The organism is Rhodococcus sp. PvR099 (assembly GCF_017833315.1).
Classification (GTDB): domain Bacteria; phylum Actinomycetota; class Actinomycetes; order Mycobacteriales; family Mycobacteriaceae; genus Rhodococcus_G; species Rhodococcus_G oryzae.
In genome coordinates this window covers 5,422,445-5,438,781 of the sequence record NZ_JAFIBV010000001.1, presented here as the reverse complement: position 1 = coordinate 5,438,781, position 16,337 = coordinate 5,422,445, and the positions used below count along the sequence as shown (strand labels likewise).

Below are 16,337 nucleotides of genomic sequence, written 5' to 3'. Positions count from 1 at the left end.
TTCGCTGCAGGCTGGACACAACCAGAGTGCATACCCATTTTCAGCTTCTGAAAGGAATCACAATGAGCAGGTTCGACGTCACCAAGACAAATATCGCGGTCGCGCAGCTGATCGAGCGGACCGACAACCCGCGGCACAAGTACCTGCTGCATGCTTACAACCGGCACCGCAACCTCGAGGTCGCAGGCCGCTGGGAGGAGATCTTCGCGCCCGACATGATGGTCGAGAACCCTGTCTACAACTTCAACACCTTTGGACGCACGATCAGGCTCGAGGGTGCCGACGCGATCAAGAGCATCTACAGCGAATGGGCTGGCACCGGGGAGTGCATCTTCTACGTCGAGCACGAAAAGATCGCTGTCGGCGACAACCTGATCTGCACCGACTTCGTGCTCTACCAGCAGACTCCAGGATCCTCGCTGGTGGCTGAGGGTATCGACGTCGACCCGCAGGCGACCTACCTGATGAAGAACCGTCAGTACATGAACTGGCCCTACGACGACGAGGGCCGCCTCATCGGTGAGGACGTGTGGGAGGTCGACGCATCGACCCGGGAGTACATCCGACTCGCCCCTTCCGAGGTGCTCACCTGTGCACAGTCGGCGCCCCTGCTCGAACACCTGATCAAGCCGCTGCCGCACCGACCCTTCTAGGGGATTCCTCGTCTACGCCCGCCGGAGACCGTGCCGCCGCCACCGGCGTACCACTTCCTCAGGCGCCCGCGCAGACCTGCCCACACCCGGCGGCCCGGCGTTGACATGGTGACCGCCGGGCCGCTCGTGCGCCGCCGCGGGCCGACTGAAGACACCGCCGGCGGAAGCGCCAGCCAGCCAAGAGAGACGCCACATGCTGAATATGTCCATGTTTCTAGAAGATTCCGCCCGGCGGTACCCGGACCGTGACGCGATCGTCCACGGCGAACGGCGGTTCACCTACGCCCAGGTCGACGCCGCCTCGAACCAGGTAGCCAACCTGCTCGTGTCACGCGGGATCCAACCCGGCGACAAGGTGGCGCTTTCCCTCCCGAACGTGCCGTGGTTTCCGATTCTCTACTACGGAATTCTCAAGGCCGGCGCGGTTGTGGTGCCGCTGAACGTCCTGCTCAAGGGTCGTGAGATCGCTTATCACCTGGCCGATTCGGATGCCAAGGCGTATTTCTGCTTCGAGGGCACATCGGACCTGCCGATCGCCGAGTTCGCCCGGGAAGGCTACGAATGGACCCCGACCTGTGAGGATCTGTTCGTAATCAGCGCGGACGATGTGCCTGTCACCGGGGGCAGCACCACTCTGGCGCAGGCGTTGGCGGACCAACCCACTACATTCGCGAGTTCGCTACGGGAGGCCACCGATACCGCGGTGATCCTCTACACCAGCGGCACCACCGGCCGGCCCAAGGGCGCCGAGCTCACTCACTCGAACATGGTGCTCAATGCGCTGGCGTCAAACCGCCTTTTCGACTCCCAGCCAAGCCGGCACGACACGCATTTGACCGCGCTACCGCTCTTCCACACCTTCGGTCAGACCGTGAACATGAATGCGGCGTTTTCGGTGGCCGCGACGTTGATCCTGTTGCCGCGGTTCGACGCCAAGTCTGCCTTGCAGATCATGAACGAACAGACCGTGACTGTCTTCGCCGGCGTACCGACCATGTACTGGGGTTTGCTCGATATTCTCGGCACGCTCGACGACGGAACCGACGTGGAACGAATCGCGCAGAATCTGCGCAAGGCGATCTCCGGCGGAGCGTCGATGCCGGTAGAGATCCTCAAGCAGTTCAACGAGCGATTCGGGGTCCAGATCCTCGAGGGTTACGGACTCTCGGAAACGTCACCGCTTGCGGTGTTCAGCGATTCCGAGCGCGACGCCCGATCAGGGTCGATCGGCACGCCGATATGGGGCGTGCAGGTCCGATTGATCGATACCGATTGGAACGTTCTCACCGGAGCGGACGTGGTGGGAGAGGTCGCAATTCGTGGCCACAACGTGATGAAGGGCTACTACAACCGGCCCGCGGCCACCGAGGAAGTGATGCGCGACGGCTGGTTCCGGAGTGGGGACCTAGCCCGCCGCGACGAGGACGGCTTCTACTACATCGTCGACCGGGCCAAGGACATGATCGTGCGGGGTGGTTTCAACGTCTACCCCCGGGAGATCGAGGAGGTGCTCATGGCGCACGAGGCGGTTTCGCTGGCGGCGGTGGTCGGAGTACCACACGAAAGTCATGGCGAGGAGGTCAAGGCCTTCATCATCCTCGACAAGGATGCGGATATCTCCGAAGGTCAGCTGATCGACTGGACCAAGACGCAGATGGCCGCCTACAAGTACCCGCGGCAAATCCAGTTCGTGACGTCGTTGCCGATGACCGCCACAGGGAAGATTCTCAAACGCAGCCTCGCCTAGTTGCGTATTCACATCCGACTGCGCCGGCACTGGTGGCCCATCGCGAAATGCGACCCGGGACGGCAGCCAATTACCTGATGATCACTGGCCCGATGGGGCAACGCTACCTGGAGAAGACAATGCTTGAAGAGATGCAGATTGTGGTAGGAGACGTCCGGTCGCCGGTAAAGACCAACTGCCACTTGGGTTCCGAGGAGGTCGTGCTCTTCGTGCACGGAAATCCCGGTTCGGCCGGCGACTGGGATCCGATTCTGATGAAAGTCGCAACATTCGCTCGGGTGATCGCCCCCGACATGCCAGGCTTCGGCGACGCCGAGCGCCGAGCGGATCAAGCTTACGACGTGCAGTCGCAGGCAGCACACCTCGACGGCATCGTCAAGCAGTTCGGGGTCAAGCGTGCGCACCTGGTCCTCCACGATTTCGGGGGTCCGTGGGGGCTCGCCTGGGCCGCCGCTCATCCGCAGCAGGTAGCCAGTGTCACGATCATCGACACCGGGATCAACAGGGACTCGCATTGGCACGGGTTCGCTCGTCTGTGGCGAACCCCGTTCGTCGGCGAACTGGTGCAACTGCTGATGACCAGGCAGGTCAACCGGGCGATAATCGGGCGCAAGAACCCCGCCTTGCCCGAGAATTGGCTGAACCAGATTGCGGACCACGCCGCCCCGGGTGGTACCAAACAGGCAGTGCTCCAGATGTACCGGTCGATGGATCTTTCCGTCCTCGAGAGCAGTTTGACGGGCCCGCTACGAGATCTGGAAGTTCCGGCGCTCGTGGTGTGGGGCGCGGACGATCCCTTCTTCCCCGTCGACTTTGCCCGGCGGCAGTTGGAGAGCTTCCCTGGCGCGCAGGTCGCAATCGTGCCTGGGACTGGGCACTGGCCCTGGCTGGATGCGCCCGACAAGGTCAACGAAATTGTGTTGCCGTTCCTTCATGCGCAGCTCGGCGATGCCTCATCCGATGCGGCTGGCGCCACGTGCCGCGACCTGCCCGAGGCCACGATCGGCCACTAGTTTAGGAGCACCAATGGGACTGCGTGCCCAATCCCCCGAACACCTGGCCGGCGCTCCCTTCGTCGGGCCGGGCGCCCGGTCGACGAGGTATCCGTGGATCGTCTTCGCCCTCACCTTCGGTCTGCTGCTCGCGGACTACATGTCCCGGCAGGTTCTCAGCGCCGTCTTCCCGTTCTTGAAAACCGAATGGGCTCTGTCTGATTCCGAGCTCGCCTCGCTTTCCAGCATCGTGGCGCTCATGGTCGGCCTCCTCACCCTGCCGCTGTCGTTGCTGGCCGACCGGTTGGGCCGGGTCAAGAGCCTGATTCTCATGGCGGTTCTCTGGAGCATGGCGACATTGTTGTGTGCGGTGGCCACCAGCTACGAGCAGATGCTCGGCGCCAGGTTCCTCGTCGGAGTGGGCGAGGCCGCCTACACCAGCGTCGGCATCGCGGTCGTGCTCAGCGTCTTCGCCCCCCGATTGCACGCCACCCTCAGCGGGGCCTTCATGGCCGGCGGATCATTCGGGTCGGTCATCGGTGTCGCACTCGGCGGGATCATCGCCGTCCACCTGAGCTGGCGTTGGTCATTCGCTGCCATGGCGGTCTTCGGTTTGGTCCTGGTGGCGCTGTACCGGGCACTGATCACCGAACGCAAACTCGCCCAGCATGCCGCCGACGACTTGCACCAAGCCACTGCTGCGACACCGGCGAGGTACCGCGCGCCGGTCTCGAGCCTGTTCACCAATCCAGCGGTCCTGTGCGCATACATCGGCGGTGGACTGCATCTGTTCACCGCCGGAGTGTTGCTGTCATGGCTCCCAAGCTTTTTCAACCGCTATTACGGCTTCGCCCCTGCCAACGCCGGGGTGATGGCGTCGATCTTTGTGTTGCTCGTCGGCAGCGGAATGGTGATCTGCGGCATCATTACTGACCGCGTCGGTCGTATCGACACCAGCCGCAAGTGGACCGCCGCGATTGTCTTCTGCATGATCTCGCTCGTATTCCTGACGGTTGGATTTCGCGTCGGTACCGGGGCCGCTCAAATGGTCCTTGTCGGAATCGGCGCCTTCTTCTCCGGTGGGGCGTCCGGCCCATCCGCGGCGATGGTAGCCAATCTCACGCACTCCTCTGTCCGAGCCTCCGCAATGGGTACGCTCGCCGTTTCCTACAACCTGCTGGGAATGGCACTGGGACCATTCGTCGTCGGTGTCCTCGCCGACCGCGTAGGACTGCTCGGGGCTATGCAACTCACCCCGCTGGTCTACCTCGGTGCGATCGCCGCGCTGGTCGCCGGCAAGCGTCTCTACCCTGCAGGCGTGCGAAAGCTCGCCGCACTGAGCACGGAAATACCACGTCCGTGAAGTGAACTTCCCGCCCCACGTGGAGCAGACATCGTCGGCGTCGTCGGCAGATCCCGTTCGTCGTCAGCGCCCATCACCCCGGCCGGACGTCGGGCCGGCCGGCGCATGATCGGGCTATCGTCGCTACCGGCTGCGCGATGAGTTGCCCCAAGGTTCCGGGCCAGTGCGAGCAGTTGGCCACCAGAGTCTTGGGTGAGTACCTCTGTCAACCAATCCAGTCCGCGTGAAGCCCAGTCGGGCCCGCCATTGGTGATCACCGCCCTCGACTTCGAGGACGGCGTCATCACATTGGGCTCGGAATCGATCCGGCGAAAGAGACGAGATCATTCGCTGGCGACTTGGTGGCCATACGCGCGTGCCGACCCACCACTGCATGATTCTCTGTCATGGTCGATAGGTGAGGTCGACTCATCCGCGGCCCGCGACGACCGCAGCTGCCGACATCACGACCGTTGTTCATGGGCGGTGCGACATGCGAGTACCGTACCGATGTTGTGTTCCGATTGATGTTCCACGAGCCTCGCATCCCACCGAATACCGGCAACGCGATCCGACTTGTCGCGGGCACCGGGTGCGAGCTGCACCTGGTCGGTCCGCTCGGCTTCGACCTGTCCGAGCCGAAGCTGCGCCGGGCGGGCCTGGACTACCACGACCTGGCCTCGGTGACCGTGCACGAGAACCTCGAGGCGGCGTGGGCCGCGCTGGCACCCGAGCGGGTGTACGCGTTCACCGCGCACGGGCAGACCTCGTTCGCGGACGTCGAGTACCAACCGGGCGACGTGCTGCTGTTCGGCCCCGAGCCGACCGGGCTGTCGGCAGAGGTGCTCGCGGACCCGCACGTCACCGCCCAGCTGCGGATCCCGATGGTCCCGGGCAGGCGCTCGCTCAACCTGTCCAATGCCGCGGCCGTCGTCGTGTACGAGGCCTGGCGCCAGCACGGCTTCGCGGGCGGGAGCTAGCGTGGCCCGGTCGCCACGGCGAACGCCACCCGCATCTGGGTGAACCGGAACAGGCCGGGACCGCCCGAGACCTCCTCGTAGGCGCGCACCACGTCGTCGACGAACCGCGGCACCCGGTCTTCGTCCAGCCGGGCGGTCCAGGCCGCGAAACCCACCGCGCACCAGCGGGAGAACTCGTCCCGCGATCCGAAGTCCCAGTCGAGATCCGAGGTCCGCAGGTCGGTCACGACGAGGCCGGCCGACGCGGCCAGCTCCGGATAGGCGGCAGGGTCGACGTGGGTGAACGGCGCCTCGAACTCGGCGAACGAGGCGGCCCACGCCTGCTCCCGGCACACGCGCATGGCCACCGACTCGAGGCTCGGCCGCTCGCTCGCGCACACCATCTGGATGATCCCCCGCGCGCTGGGGTGCGCGGCGCGGGCGATGCCGGCCAGCGCCCGGCGCTGCTCGCTCACCCAGTGCAGCGCGTTGAACGAGACCACGACGTCGAACTCGTCCTCGAACGGCAGCTCGCGCGCGTCCGCGACGAGGAAGGTCGCGGACGCCCCATCGGGCACCGGCCTCGACCGGGCCTTGTCGATCATTTTCGCCGAGACGTCGACACCGACCACCGACCCCCGCGGCAACCGCCGGGCCAGGGCGAGCGTGATGAACCCGTCGCCGCACCCGACGTCGAGCAGACGCTCGGTGCCGGTCAGCTCGAGACCGGACAGCGACCTCTCGGCCAGCGTCCGCTGCAGGCCACTGACCTCTGCGTACCCCTCACCGTCCCATTCGGACACGGGTCAATCCTGCACCTCGAAGCGCTTGTGGCGGGAGGTTTGCCCGGATATCAGCCGCACAGACCTCTTCGGCAGGCCCAGATGCGCGGCGAGCAACTCCTCGGCGGCCTTGTTGGCCTTGCCCTCCACCGCCGGTGCGCGCACGTACAGCAGCAGGGTGCCGTCCTCGAGGACCTCGACCAGCGGCCCCTTCTTGCTGTTCGGCTTGATCTGCGCGGCGACGACGCGGGGTCCGGACACCGGCGCCCTCACCCCGCCGCGATGTCGAGGAAGTCGCGGGCGGGCCCGCGCAGGCCGCGATCAGCGGACCACACCGCGAGCAGCCGGCGCGGCAGCCGAAGGCCCTGCACCTCGACGGACACCAGTCGTCCGTCCGTCAGGTCCGCCGCCACCGCCAGCGAGGACACCACGGCGGGCGCGTTGCCCGCGACGACGGCGGCCTTGACCGCCGTGCACGAGGTGAGCTCGAGCAGCGGGTCCACGCACCCGGGTACGGCGTTCTCGAGCGTGTTCCTTGTCCCCGAACCGAACTCGCGCTGGATCAACGGTGTCCTGGCGAGTTCGATCGGGGTGATGGGCGCCGCGCTCGCCCACGGGTGCCCGGGAGGGACGACCACCACCAACTCGTCGCGCGCCACCTCCCGCGCATGGAGTCCGGCCGGCACGTCCGGCCCCTCCACGAAGCCGAGGTCCGCCTCCCCCGCCAGCACCTGTGCCGCGACGTCGGTCGAGTTCAGCAGCCGCACCGAGGTCACCACGGTCGGGTTCTTGCGCCGCATGGTCACCGTCCAGCCCGGCACCAGGTACTCGGCGATCGTCATGCTCGCCGCCACCGTCAGGTTGGCCTCGCGCTCGCCGCGCAGCGCCGAGATCCCCGACGCCAGCTCCTCGGCGGCGGCGAGCGTGCCCGCCGCCCACTCCAGCACGAGCCCGCCCTCGTAGGTCGGGGTGACGCCGGTGGTGGCGCGGTCGAACACCCTGATCCCGAGCAGCCGTTCGGCCGAGCGGATCCGGGCGCTGACGGCCTGTTGGCTGAGTCCGTGTTCGCGACCCGCGGCCCCCATGCTGCCGAGCCGGGCGACGGAGACCAGGACGTCGAGGGCGGCGAGTTCGGGGACACGCGGGGACAACGGCATACCAACAGAATAGGCCGCCACAACCTGAAGTTGTGACAAGCCAACCACAAGCCGTCTACCGGCGCCGACGTCCGGACGGCAGTCTTTAATCATGCTCACGACCGCCCCCGCCCCCGCCACAACCGCCCGCCGCAGCCCCGCGTTGGCGCACCTGACGCCGAACTGGTTCGCGGTGGTGATGGGCACCGGGATCATCGCGGTGGGCGCGGCCTCGCTCCCGGTAGATCTGCCGGGCCGCGACTCGATCGCGCGGGGGTTCTGGGTGCTGGCGACCGCCGCGTTGCTGCTGCTCTCGGTCGCATTCGCGACCCACTGGGTGCGCCATCGCGAGCAGGCACTCGGCTACGCCCGCAATCCGGCGATGGCGCCCTTCTACGGCGCACTGCCGATGGCCGTGCTGACCGTCGGCGCGGGCACCGCGGCCGTCGGCACCGAGATCTTCGGCCCGTCCGCCATCGTGGTCGCCGCGGTCCTGTGGGCGCTCGGCACCGTGGCCGGGGTCACCGCGGCCGTCGTCGTGCCGCCGCGCATGTTGTCCGGCGGCACTCCCGGTCCCGTGTGGCTGATGCCGGTGGTGCCGCCGATGGTGTCCGCCACCACCGGGGCCGCGCTCATCCCCCACCTGCCGGAGGGCCAGGCCCGGCTCGCCATGCTGATCGGCTGCTACGCCCTTTTCGCGATGGCCCTGACCGCGGCCGTCGTGACGATGGCGGTGGTGATCCGGCATCTCGCCCGCACCGGGCTGCCCGCCGTGCAGGCCATCCCGACCATGTGGATCCCGCTGGGCATCATCGGGCAGTCGATCGCCGCCGCGAACCTGCTCGGACGGGTCTCCGACACCACGGTCTCGTCCGGCGCGGCCGCCGGGCTCCGCGCGTTCGGCATCGCCTACGGCACCGCGATGGCGGGTGTGGGCGCGCTGGTCCTCGGCTACGCGTGTCTGCTCACCGCACGGGCCGCGGGCCACGGGCTCCGGTTCTCGATGAGCTGGTGGAGCTTCACCTTCCCGCTCGGTGCCTGCGCCGTCGGCGCGGGAGCGCTGGGGATCGCAACCGATTCCGTTGCCGTCCAGTGGTTTTCCGTGGCCCTGCTCGCATCGCTGCTCGCCATCTGGGCCGTGGTCGCCGCGAACACCGCGCGCGGGGTGTGGACGAGGGCACTGTTCGTCCCCGCCCCCTGAGCCCCGCCGTCGCGCGGCGTCAGAGCAGGAACACCAGCACCGCACCGATCAGGGCGACCGCCGCGATGAGCGCGAGCGCGCCGGCCAGCATCACCGGCCTGCCACCTCCCGAGGGTGCATCCGCGTCCGCGTCGCCGTCGGGATCTGCGTCCGCGTCGCCCTCCCGAACGGCCTGGATCGCCCCGACCGCGGATGCGGTGAGCAGGCTCGAACGTTCGTGGGCGTCGGTCACCTCGCGCACCGAACCCGGGATCGCGCTGATCACCTCGGTGACGTCATACGACGGCGGCAGGCCGATCCGTCGGATCGCCATCGCCGGGGTCTGGAATCCGGCGGCCAGGATCGCCGCACCCAGCGCGGCGGCCTGCTCCGGACCCGGGCCCACCACGCTGTGCACGCCGAGCCGGTCGGTCAGCGCGGTCGCGACGCCCTTCATGGCAACCGTGTCCCGCGCCACCAGTCCGTCCCCGGTCACGATCACGGCGTCGAGGTTCGAGGGCAACCACCCGAAGGCCCCGAGCGCGGTGGAGAGCTGCGCGGTCGGCGACGTCCCGCTGCCCGCGGGGAACCGGAAGGAGCGACCGACCAGGACACCCGAGCGCACCAGGCTCACGGTCGTTCCCGCGTCGTCCGCGTGATACGTCCCGATCAGCTGGCCCGGTGTCTCCGCGACCTCGGATTCGAACCAGGCACACGTCGCCTCGGCGTCGGACACCAGCGTGATCTGCGGCATGCCGCCGTAGTCGAGCGATTCGCGGAGGTCCGCCACGGACTCGGAATCCCAGTTGGACGGGTAGGTCGCCCAGACGTGCGGCGTGCCGCCGTCCCGACCACCGTGGTCCGGCAGCGGCTCACACTCGTGCAACAGGCTGCTGATCGCCGTCGCGACCACGTCCTCCGCCCGATAGCGGGTGCCGTCGCTCGCCGCGACCCCCTCGGGGTCGCCCACTCTCGACAGGAACCCGGACAGCGTGTGCTCCGTCCCACCGTCCTGTCCGACACCGCCGAGCACGGTGCTCCCATCCGAGCCAACATGCAGCACCGTGTCGCGGACGATGACTATGGGGTCCGGGGTTCCCACGCCGTTCGACGCGATCACCGTGTGCGACACGATGCTGCCCACCCTGAGCCCAATTCCCACGGACACGCCAACACCTCATTCGGTATGAACAGATCACCGCCCGCGCGCCGAATCATTCAGCGCGCGGCCGGGTTACATCTTGCTATGCCGACGTTCAGGTGGGCGTTGCGACACGACGGCAAGAGCGCCCGGTTCCCATTTCTTTACGACGCCCGAGCGGGCGTTCGGGGTCCGGCGGACCGCCGGTGGCGCGGCCAGGCGTCAGGCCAACGCCAGGAAGAGCTTCTCGAGCTCCGCCTCGGTCATCGGCTCCTGGTTGTCCCGGTTGGTTCCGGACAGGCAATCGCGCAGGCCGGTAGCGACGATCTTGAAGCCGGCGCGGTCCAACGCACGCGAGACCGCGGCGAGCTGGGTCACCACGTCCTTGCAGTCGCGGCCGCTCTCGATCATCGAGATGACGCCCGCCAGTTGGCCCTGCGCGCGCCGCAGCCTGTTGAGCACCAACGCGATGCTCTCCTCGTCACCCGTCATTGCGCCACTCCCTGCTCTCACGTCCGGATCCGTCGACTCCAATGGTACCCGCCGGGGTATGTGAACGCGGGCGGGTGCGGCCCTGGCCTGCACGGATGCTAATGTCAGCCGTGTTGAGACACGGGGTGCTCCGCAAGTCGCGGGGCTGAGAGCAGACCCGAGAACCTGGCCAGGTAATGCTGACGAAGGGATGTCATGGTTTCGCATACGCCCACCACGGGGGGCACCGCTGGCGACTGCTTGCAGGTCGCTCGAAACAACACCGCTGGCGACTGCTTGCAGGTCGCTCGAAACAACACCGCTGGCGACTGCTTGCAGGTCGCTCGAACTGACCGCTTCACCGAACACCTCTGGGATCACACCAAGGCGCTGCGCGTCGCGATCGACGAGTTGGAGTTCCTGCGCCGTCTGGGCGACGGCAGCCTGCCGCTGGATGTCTTCCGCTTCTACGTCGAGCAGGACTCGCTGTACCTGAGCGGGTACGCCAAGGCGCTGGCCGTCCTCGCCTCGCGGGCACCCGACCCGGCGTCCGCCGCCTTCTGGGCCACCTCCGCCGCCAGCGCGGCCGTGGTCGAGACCTCGCTGCACGAGGACCTGCTGTCGGGCGGTGTGCTGCCGCCCGCCGAGCAGGAAGCCCGCCACTCCCCGACCTGCCTCGGCTACGTCTCGTACCTGATCGCGGCGGCGGCCACCGAGCCGTACCCGGTCGCGGCGGCGGCGATCCTGCCGTGCTTCTGGATCTACGCCGAGGTCGGGCGCGACCTGGCCGCGAGCGCGGCGAAGGTGCTGGCCGCCGATCCCGGACATCCCTACGCGCAGTGGGTGTCCACCTACGACGCCGAGGAGTTCCAGACGGCCGCGGCGACCGCCCGCACCCTGGTCGACGCGGCCGCGGCCGCCGCCACCCCGGGCGAGCGCGAGGCGATGGTCGAGGCGTTCACCGTCGCGACGCGGTACGAACTCCTGTTCTGGGACACCGCGCTCCACCCGCAGCCCTGGCCCGCGCCGTGAGCGCCCGGATCCGCCGCGCGCTCGCGGGCGCCGTCGTCGCGCTGTCCTCGCTGTCGTTGCTCACCGCGTGTGGCTCCGACACCGATTCCGGGGAGACCATCCGGTTCGCCCTCGACTGGACCCCGAACACCAACCACACCGGGCTCTTCGTTGCGCAGCAGCAGGGGTACTTCGCCGACGCCGGGCTGGACGTGGAGGTGTTGCCGTACAACAACACCGCGGTAGACACCCTCGTCGACGCAGGCAACGCCGAGTTCGGGATCAGCACCCACGACGCGTCGACGTTCTCCCGCGCCTCCGGCGCGCACACCATCTCTGTCCTGGCGCCGCTGCAGCACTGGGCGACCGCGATCGGCGTCCGCGCCGACCGGGCCGACATCGTCAGCCCCAAGGACCTCGACGGCAAGACCTACGCCGGGTTCGGCGATCCGGGAGAGAACGAGACGCTCCGCCAGGTGATCCGAAACGACGGCGGCACCGGCGATTTCAACTCGGTCACCCTCGGCACGTCCGCGTACGACGCCGTCTACTCGGGCAAGGCCGACTTCACCGTCTCGTACTTCGCATGGGAGGGCATCGAGGCCGAGCACGCGGGCACCCCGATGCGGTACTTCCGCTACACCGACTACGGGTTCCCCGACGCCTACGCCATCGTGGTCGACGGCAACGAGGACTGGCTCGCATCGCACCCCGAGCAGGCCCGCAAGTTCGTCCAGGCGCTACAGCGGGGCTACCAGTTCGCCGCTGACAACCCGGACGAGGCCGCGAAGATGCTCGTCGAGGCCAACCCGGGCGCCTTCAACGACGAGTCACTGGTGGTCGAGAGCCAGCGGATGCTCGCCTCGCAGTACATGAAGGACGCGGCCGGGAAGGTCGGCACCCAGACCCTGCCGCAATGGGCAGGCAACTCCGAATTCCTCTACCAGCACGGACTGCTCGCCGGCCCGGACGGCAACACGTTGACCACCGAACCCGACTGGTCGACGTACTTCACCAATGACTACCTCGGCCCTTCGTAGACTGACCCCCGCCCTGGTGGTGGTGGCGGCGCTGGTCGTCGCCTGGCAGATCTATGTCGATGTCAGCGGGATCCGTCCGCAACTGTTGCCGTCACCGGTGCGCGTCGCGCAGCAGGGCTGGGGGCACCGCGAGGAGATCGCCGTGCACGCGGGCGCCACGCTGACGGTGACCCTGATCGGGTTCTCGGTGTCGCTGGTCCTGGCGTGGGCGCTGGCGATCCTGGTGGATTTCTCGCCGTGGTTGCGCCGCGCGTTCGTGCCGTTGTTCGTGGCCTCGCAGACGCTGCCGATCATCGCGATAGCCCCACTGATGATCATCTGGTTCGGGTTCGGCCTGCTGCCGAAGGTCCTGGTGATCGCGCTGGCCACCTTCTTCCCTATGGCGATCGGGCTGATCGAGGGGTTCGCCTCGACCGAACGGGAGGCAGGCGCGTTGCTGCGCAGCATGCGCGCCACGCGCTGGCAGGTGTTCCGGTACGTCCGGCTGCCGTCCGCGCTGCCGCGGTTCTTCACCGCGCTGCGAATCGGCATCACCTACGCCGTCGTCGGGGCGGTGTTCGCCGAGTACGTCGGGGCCAGTAAGGGACTCGGCATCTACATGAGCCTGCAGAAGAACTCGTTCCGTACCGACCTGGTGCTGGCGGCGGTGCTGATCACCGCCGTCATCAGCATCGCCCTCTACCTGCTCACGTTCGCGGTGGAGCGGGTCGTTGCCCCGTGGTCCCGGATGGAGCACGGCCATGGCTGAGGCACGGGGATCGAGGATCTCGCTCGAGGCGATCACCAAGTCGTATCCGCTGCCCGGGCGCGGCGGCGGTGCCGCCCATCGACTCGGCGGCGGTGCCGCCCGTCGACACGGCACCGGTTCGCGCCTCGTGCTGGACCGGGTGTCCTTCGACGCCGCCCCAGGCGAGTTCGTCTCCGTCATCGGCCCGAGCGGCTGCGGCAAGAGCACGGTGTTCAACATCCTCGCCGGGCTGGACTCGCCGGACTCGGGCCGGGTGCTGGTCGGCGACGGGGCCGCGTCGGGAACCCCGCACAGCGCATACATGCCGCAGAAGGACCTGCTGTTCCCGTGGCGAACGGTCCTCGACAACACCGCGCTCGGGCTCGAGGTGCAGGGGATCGACAAGCGGGAGGCCAGGCGCCGCGCCCGCGAGCTGTTCCCGATCTTCGGCCTGTCCGGGTTCGAGGACGCCCGCCCGTTCCAGCTGTCGGGCGGGATGCGCCAACGAGCCGCGATGCTGCGCACGGTCGTCCAGGACCGCGAGCTGCTGCTGCTCGACGAGCCGTTCGGTGCGCTCGATTCGCTGACCCGCACCGAGATGCAGGACTGGCTGCAGCAGGTGTGGCAGCGGTACCGGTGGATGGTCCTGATGATCACGCACGACATCCGTGAGGCGGTCTACCTCTCCGATCGGGTGATCGTGCTGTCGGCCCGGCCCGCCACCGTGCGCCGGGAGGTGCGGGTGAACCTGCCGCGGCCTCGGGAGCTGTCCGTCGTCACCTCGCCGGAGTTCGTCGCTCTGGAGCAGGAGCTGCTGGAGGTGCTGCACGAGGAGTCGCGCCGCGCGCTCGCCGAACAGGAGTCCGCGCCTCGATGACCCGCGGGCCTGGCGCCACCGACGCGCTGCGGCCACACTGGAGTTGAATCCCGGGTCGACGACGAGCCGGGGCGACACCGCAGGAGAATTGCCATGGGTAGCAGGGGACCGTTCGGCATCGATCCGGAAGACATCGAGCGCATCGCCCGCGAGGCCAGTGCGGGACTGCGCGACGCGGCCGAGAAATTCGGCAGGTTCCTCGACGATGCGGGCATCCCCTACTCGCACTCGTTCAATGTGGGAACCAGCACGTCGTGGCCCCGACCGCGGCCGGAGACCACGGGTGATGCCGGCGACGGCGTGTGGGCCATCTACACCGTGGACGAGGACGGGTCCGCCCGGGTGGACCAGGTGTTCGCGACGGAGCTCGAGGCACTGCGGATTCACAAGAACAACACCGACCCGAGGCGACTGGTGCGGTTCCTGCCGTACGGGGTGACGGTGAGCGTGCTCGACGAGGACACCGCCGATGCCTCCGACTCCGCAGCCTCGGCAGACTCCACGGACGAGCCCCCGACCGGCGACACCGGCCGGGCACCCACCGACGACGAGAGCTAGCTAGACCAACTCGGCGACTGGCGTCCGCCCGGCCTGCCAGGTGCGATAGCCGCCGTCCAGGTTGCGCACCCTGCGCCCGAGCTGACGCAGCAGCTGGGTCGCCGTGTGGCCGCGCTGGCCGACCTGGCAGACCGCGATCAGCTCGCCCTCCGGCAATTCGGCTGCGCGCGAGCGCAACTGGTCTAGCTCGATGTTGACCGCGCCGGGGATCGAGCCCAACGCGAACTCGGCAGGGGTGCGCACGTCCACCAGCACCGCACCGGCCTCGACCAGCGCGGGCAGCTCGTGCCACTGCACCGTGGTGGTGGTGCCGGTGCGCAGGTTGTCGGCGACGTAGCCGAGCATGTTCACCGGGTCCTTCGCGGAACCGAACTGCGGCGCGTATGCCAGTTCGAGGTCCGCCAGTTCGGCGGCGGTGAGGCCGCCGACCATGGCGGTGGCGATCACGTCGATGCGCTTGTCCACACCGTCACCGCCGACGCCCTGGGCACCGAGGATCGCGTCGGTGTCCGGGTCGACGAGCAGCTTGAGCGACATGCCCTGCGCGCCCGGGTAATAGCCGGCGTGCGACTGCGGGTGTGTGTGGATGGCCCGATACCCGCGGCCCGCGGCGCGCAACCGCTTCTCGTTCCAGCCCACCGCGGCCACCATCAGCGAGAACACCCCGACGATCGCGGTGCCGACAACGGGACGCGCCCTCACCGGCCTGCCCGCGATCACGTCCGCGACCAGCCGGCCCTGCCGATTCGCGGGGTTCGCCAGCGGGACCAATCCGGCGCCGCCGGTGAGCGCGTCGGTCTTCTCGACCGCATCGCCGACCGCGTAGACCCCCGCCGCGGAGGTGCGCATGCTCTCGTCGACCACGATGCCGCCGCGGGGCCCGATCTCGATGCCCGCGCCGACGGCCAGCGCTGTCTCCGGCCGCACGCCGATCGCCATCACGACGATGTCGGCCGGGACCAGCCTGCCGTCGGCGAGGGTCACGGCGTCCGCGCCGATTCCGGTCACCTGGGTGCCGAGCTCGAGCCGGACGCCGTTGCCGCGCAGCTCATCCGCGACCGGCGACGCCATCTCGGGATCGAGTGGGGCCAGCACCTGGTCGGCCAGCTCGACGACGGTGACCTCGAGTCCTCGGCGTCGCAGGTTCTCGGCGAGTTCGACGCCGATGAACCCGGCCCCGACGATCACCGCGGTGCGGGCGTCGGCATCGAGCGCGCCGACCAACCGGTCCACGTCCTCGACGTCGCGCAGGACCAGCGCGCGCCCCACGCCCTCGATGTCGGGGACGATGGGGCTCGCGCCGGGGCTGAGCACCAGCGAGTCGTACGGCTCCACGGTCTCGTCGCCGGTCCGCAGATCGCGGACGGTGACCGTCCCGGCGACGGGGTCGACTGCGACCACCTCGCTGCGCACCCGGACGTCGAGCCGGAACCGGGCGGCAAGGCTCTCCGGGGTCTGCAGCAGCAGCGCCTCCCGGTCCTCGATCACCCCTCCCGCGTAGTAGGGCAGCCCGCAGTTCGCGAACGACACGTGCGCACCGCGCTCGAAGACGACGATCTCCGCCTCCTCGTCCAGGCGACGCAACCTGGTCGCGGCGGACATACCTCCGGCGACCCCACCCACGATGACGACCTTCACTGCGACTCCTCTCAGTCGACCCAAATTATACCCCCTAGGGTATCTGTTCGGCCGTGGACGTGACCGGCCACACCGGGACGCCG

17 protein-coding genes and 1 riboswitch are annotated in these 16,337 nt (G+C 68.3%); of the genes, 11 read left to right on the top strand and 6 right to left on the bottom strand.

Going from position 1 to position 16,337, the window contains the following annotated elements; genetic code table 11:
- Positions 1-62: 62 nt before the first annotated feature.
- The 5 genes from JOE46_RS25090 to JOE46_RS25070 all read left to right on the top strand — a co-directional run bounded on the left by JOE46_RS25090 (position 63) and on the right by JOE46_RS25070 (position 5,714).
- Complete coding sequence (locus JOE46_RS25090; RefSeq protein ID WP_097210436.1) at positions 63-653, top strand: hypothetical protein; 591 nt, start codon at positions 63-65, stop codon at positions 651-653.
- Positions 654-846: 193 nt separating this feature from the next.
- The gene (locus tag JOE46_RS25085; protein WP_209928757.1) at positions 847-2,400 is read left to right on the top strand and encodes a long-chain fatty acid--CoA ligase; all 1,554 of its coding nucleotides are present in this window, start codon (positions 847-849) and stop codon (positions 2,398-2,400) included.
- A gap of 77 nt (positions 2,401-2,477) precedes the next feature.
- Positions 2,478-3,413 (top strand): alpha/beta fold hydrolase, encoded by a 936-nt coding sequence (locus JOE46_RS25080; RefSeq protein ID WP_179800457.1) that lies wholly within the window; start codon positions 2,478-2,480, stop codon positions 3,411-3,413.
- Between the two features lie 13 nt (positions 3,414-3,426).
- The gene (locus JOE46_RS25075; protein ID WP_209928756.1) at positions 3,427-4,755 is read left to right on the top strand and encodes an MFS transporter; all 1,329 of its coding nucleotides are present in this window, start codon (positions 3,427-3,429) and stop codon (positions 4,753-4,755) included.
- 494 nt (positions 4,756-5,249) lie between these two features.
- Entirely contained in the window at positions 5,250-5,714 is a 465-nt protein-coding gene (locus JOE46_RS25070) for a tRNA (cytidine(34)-2'-O)-methyltransferase (protein ID WP_097210650.1), read from the top strand.
- Here the strand turns inward: JOE46_RS25070 and JOE46_RS25065 are convergent.
- Genes JOE46_RS25065 through JOE46_RS25055 form a run of 3 tightly spaced genes read right to left on the bottom strand, consistent with a single transcriptional unit; the run spans position 5,711 to position 7,632 of the window.
- A complete protein-coding gene (locus JOE46_RS25065) occupies positions 5,711-6,496 on the bottom strand; it encodes a trans-aconitate 2-methyltransferase (protein WP_097210432.1) in 786 nt (261 codons plus the stop codon). The two genes, JOE46_RS25070 and JOE46_RS25065, sit on opposite strands and share 4 nt — an antisense overlap.
- A 3-nt stretch (positions 6,497-6,499) precedes the next feature.
- On the bottom strand, positions 6,500-6,736 hold the full coding sequence (locus JOE46_RS25060; protein WP_097210649.1) for a DUF167 domain-containing protein: 237 nt from the start codon (positions 6,734-6,736) through the stop codon (positions 6,500-6,502).
- Positions 6,737-6,744: 8 nt separating this feature from the next.
- The gene (locus tag JOE46_RS25055) at positions 6,745-7,632 is read right to left on the bottom strand and encodes a LysR family transcriptional regulator (RefSeq protein WP_077040915.1); all 888 of its coding nucleotides are present in this window, start codon (positions 7,630-7,632) and stop codon (positions 6,745-6,747) included.
- A gap of 91 nt (positions 7,633-7,723) precedes the next feature.
- Between JOE46_RS25055 and JOE46_RS25050 the strand changes: the two genes are divergently transcribed.
- Positions 7,724-8,812: a TDT family transporter gene (locus tag JOE46_RS25050; RefSeq protein ID WP_209928755.1), complete on the top strand. Its 1,089-nt coding sequence runs from the start codon at positions 7,724-7,726 to the stop codon at positions 8,810-8,812.
- A 19-nt stretch (positions 8,813-8,831) separates the two neighbouring features.
- Here the strand turns inward: JOE46_RS25050 and JOE46_RS25045 are convergent, their stop codons facing one another.
- Complete coding sequence (locus JOE46_RS25045; RefSeq protein WP_257017076.1) at positions 8,832-9,959, bottom strand: hypothetical protein; 1,128 nt, start codon at positions 9,957-9,959, stop codon at positions 8,832-8,834.
- Between the two features lie 195 nt (positions 9,960-10,154).
- A complete protein-coding gene (locus JOE46_RS25040; protein WP_027501746.1) occupies positions 10,155-10,424 on the bottom strand; it encodes a metal-sensitive transcriptional regulator in 270 nt (89 codons plus the stop codon).
- A 111-nt stretch (positions 10,425-10,535) separates the two neighbouring features.
- Positions 10,536-10,632, top strand: a riboswitch (TPP riboswitch).
- A 104-nt stretch (positions 10,633-10,736) separates the two neighbouring features.
- On the opposite strand from JOE46_RS25040, the gene JOE46_RS25035 reads away from it, so the two are divergent.
- The 5 genes from JOE46_RS25035 to JOE46_RS25015 all read left to right on the top strand — a co-directional run bounded on the left by JOE46_RS25035 (position 10,737) and on the right by JOE46_RS25015 (position 14,616).
- Complete coding sequence (locus tag JOE46_RS25035; RefSeq protein WP_245221167.1) at positions 10,737-11,435, top strand: TenA family protein; 699 nt, start codon at positions 10,737-10,739, stop codon at positions 11,433-11,435.
- On the top strand, positions 11,432-12,454 hold the full coding sequence (locus JOE46_RS25030) for an ABC transporter substrate-binding protein (RefSeq protein ID WP_373560227.1): 1,023 nt from the start codon (positions 11,432-11,434) through the stop codon (positions 12,452-12,454). The genes JOE46_RS25035 and JOE46_RS25030 overlap by 4 nt, the downstream gene beginning before the upstream one ends.
- Positions 12,432-13,202, top strand: a complete 771-nt coding sequence (locus JOE46_RS25025; protein ID WP_097210429.1) for an ABC transporter permease — start codon at positions 12,432-12,434, stop codon at positions 13,200-13,202. Before JOE46_RS25030 ends, JOE46_RS25025 begins: the two co-directional genes overlap by 23 nt.
- Complete coding sequence (locus JOE46_RS25020; RefSeq protein WP_097210428.1) at positions 13,195-14,058, top strand: ABC transporter ATP-binding protein; 864 nt, start codon at positions 13,195-13,197, stop codon at positions 14,056-14,058. Before JOE46_RS25025 ends, JOE46_RS25020 begins: the two co-directional genes overlap by 8 nt.
- A 93-nt stretch (positions 14,059-14,151) precedes the next feature.
- On the top strand, positions 14,152-14,616 hold the full coding sequence (locus JOE46_RS25015; protein ID WP_245221166.1) for a hypothetical protein: 465 nt from the start codon (positions 14,152-14,154) through the stop codon (positions 14,614-14,616).
- On the opposite strand, the gene JOE46_RS25010 is transcribed toward JOE46_RS25015, so the two are convergent.
- Entirely contained in the window at positions 14,617-16,254 is a 1,638-nt protein-coding gene (locus tag JOE46_RS25010; RefSeq protein WP_097210427.1) for an FAD-dependent oxidoreductase, read from the bottom strand.
- Between the last annotated feature and the right edge of the window lie 83 nt (positions 16,255-16,337).

Bases quoted from the DNA above. Each gene is read 5' to 3' on its own strand.
- JOE46_RS25090 (WP_097210436.1), top strand. From the start codon at position 63: ATGAGCAGGTTCGACGTCACCAAGACAAATATCGCGGTCGCGCAGCTG.
- JOE46_RS25085 (WP_209928757.1), top strand. From the start codon at position 847: ATGCTGAATATGTCCATGTTTCTAGAAGATTCCGCCCGGCGGTACCCG.
- JOE46_RS25080 (WP_179800457.1), top strand. From the start codon at position 2,478: ATGATCACTGGCCCGATGGGGCAACGCTACCTGGAGAAGACAATGCTT.
- JOE46_RS25075 (WP_209928756.1), top strand. From the start codon at position 3,427: ATGGGACTGCGTGCCCAATCCCCCGAACACCTGGCCGGCGCTCCCTTC.
- JOE46_RS25055 (WP_077040915.1), bottom strand. From the start codon at position 7,632: ATGCCGTTGTCCCCGCGTGTCCCCGAACTCGCCGCCCTCGACGTCCTG.
- JOE46_RS25050 (WP_209928755.1), top strand. From the start codon at position 7,724: ATGCTCACGACCGCCCCCGCCCCCGCCACAACCGCCCGCCGCAGCCCC.
- JOE46_RS25040 (WP_027501746.1), bottom strand. From the start codon at position 10,424: ATGACGGGTGACGAGGAGAGCATCGCGTTGGTGCTCAACAGGCTGCGG.
- JOE46_RS25025 (WP_097210429.1), top strand. From the start codon at position 12,432: ATGACTACCTCGGCCCTTCGTAGACTGACCCCCGCCCTGGTGGTGGTG.
- JOE46_RS25020 (WP_097210428.1), top strand. From the start codon at position 13,195: ATGGCTGAGGCACGGGGATCGAGGATCTCGCTCGAGGCGATCACCAAG.
- JOE46_RS25015 (WP_245221166.1), top strand. From the start codon at position 14,152: ATGGGTAGCAGGGGACCGTTCGGCATCGATCCGGAAGACATCGAGCGC.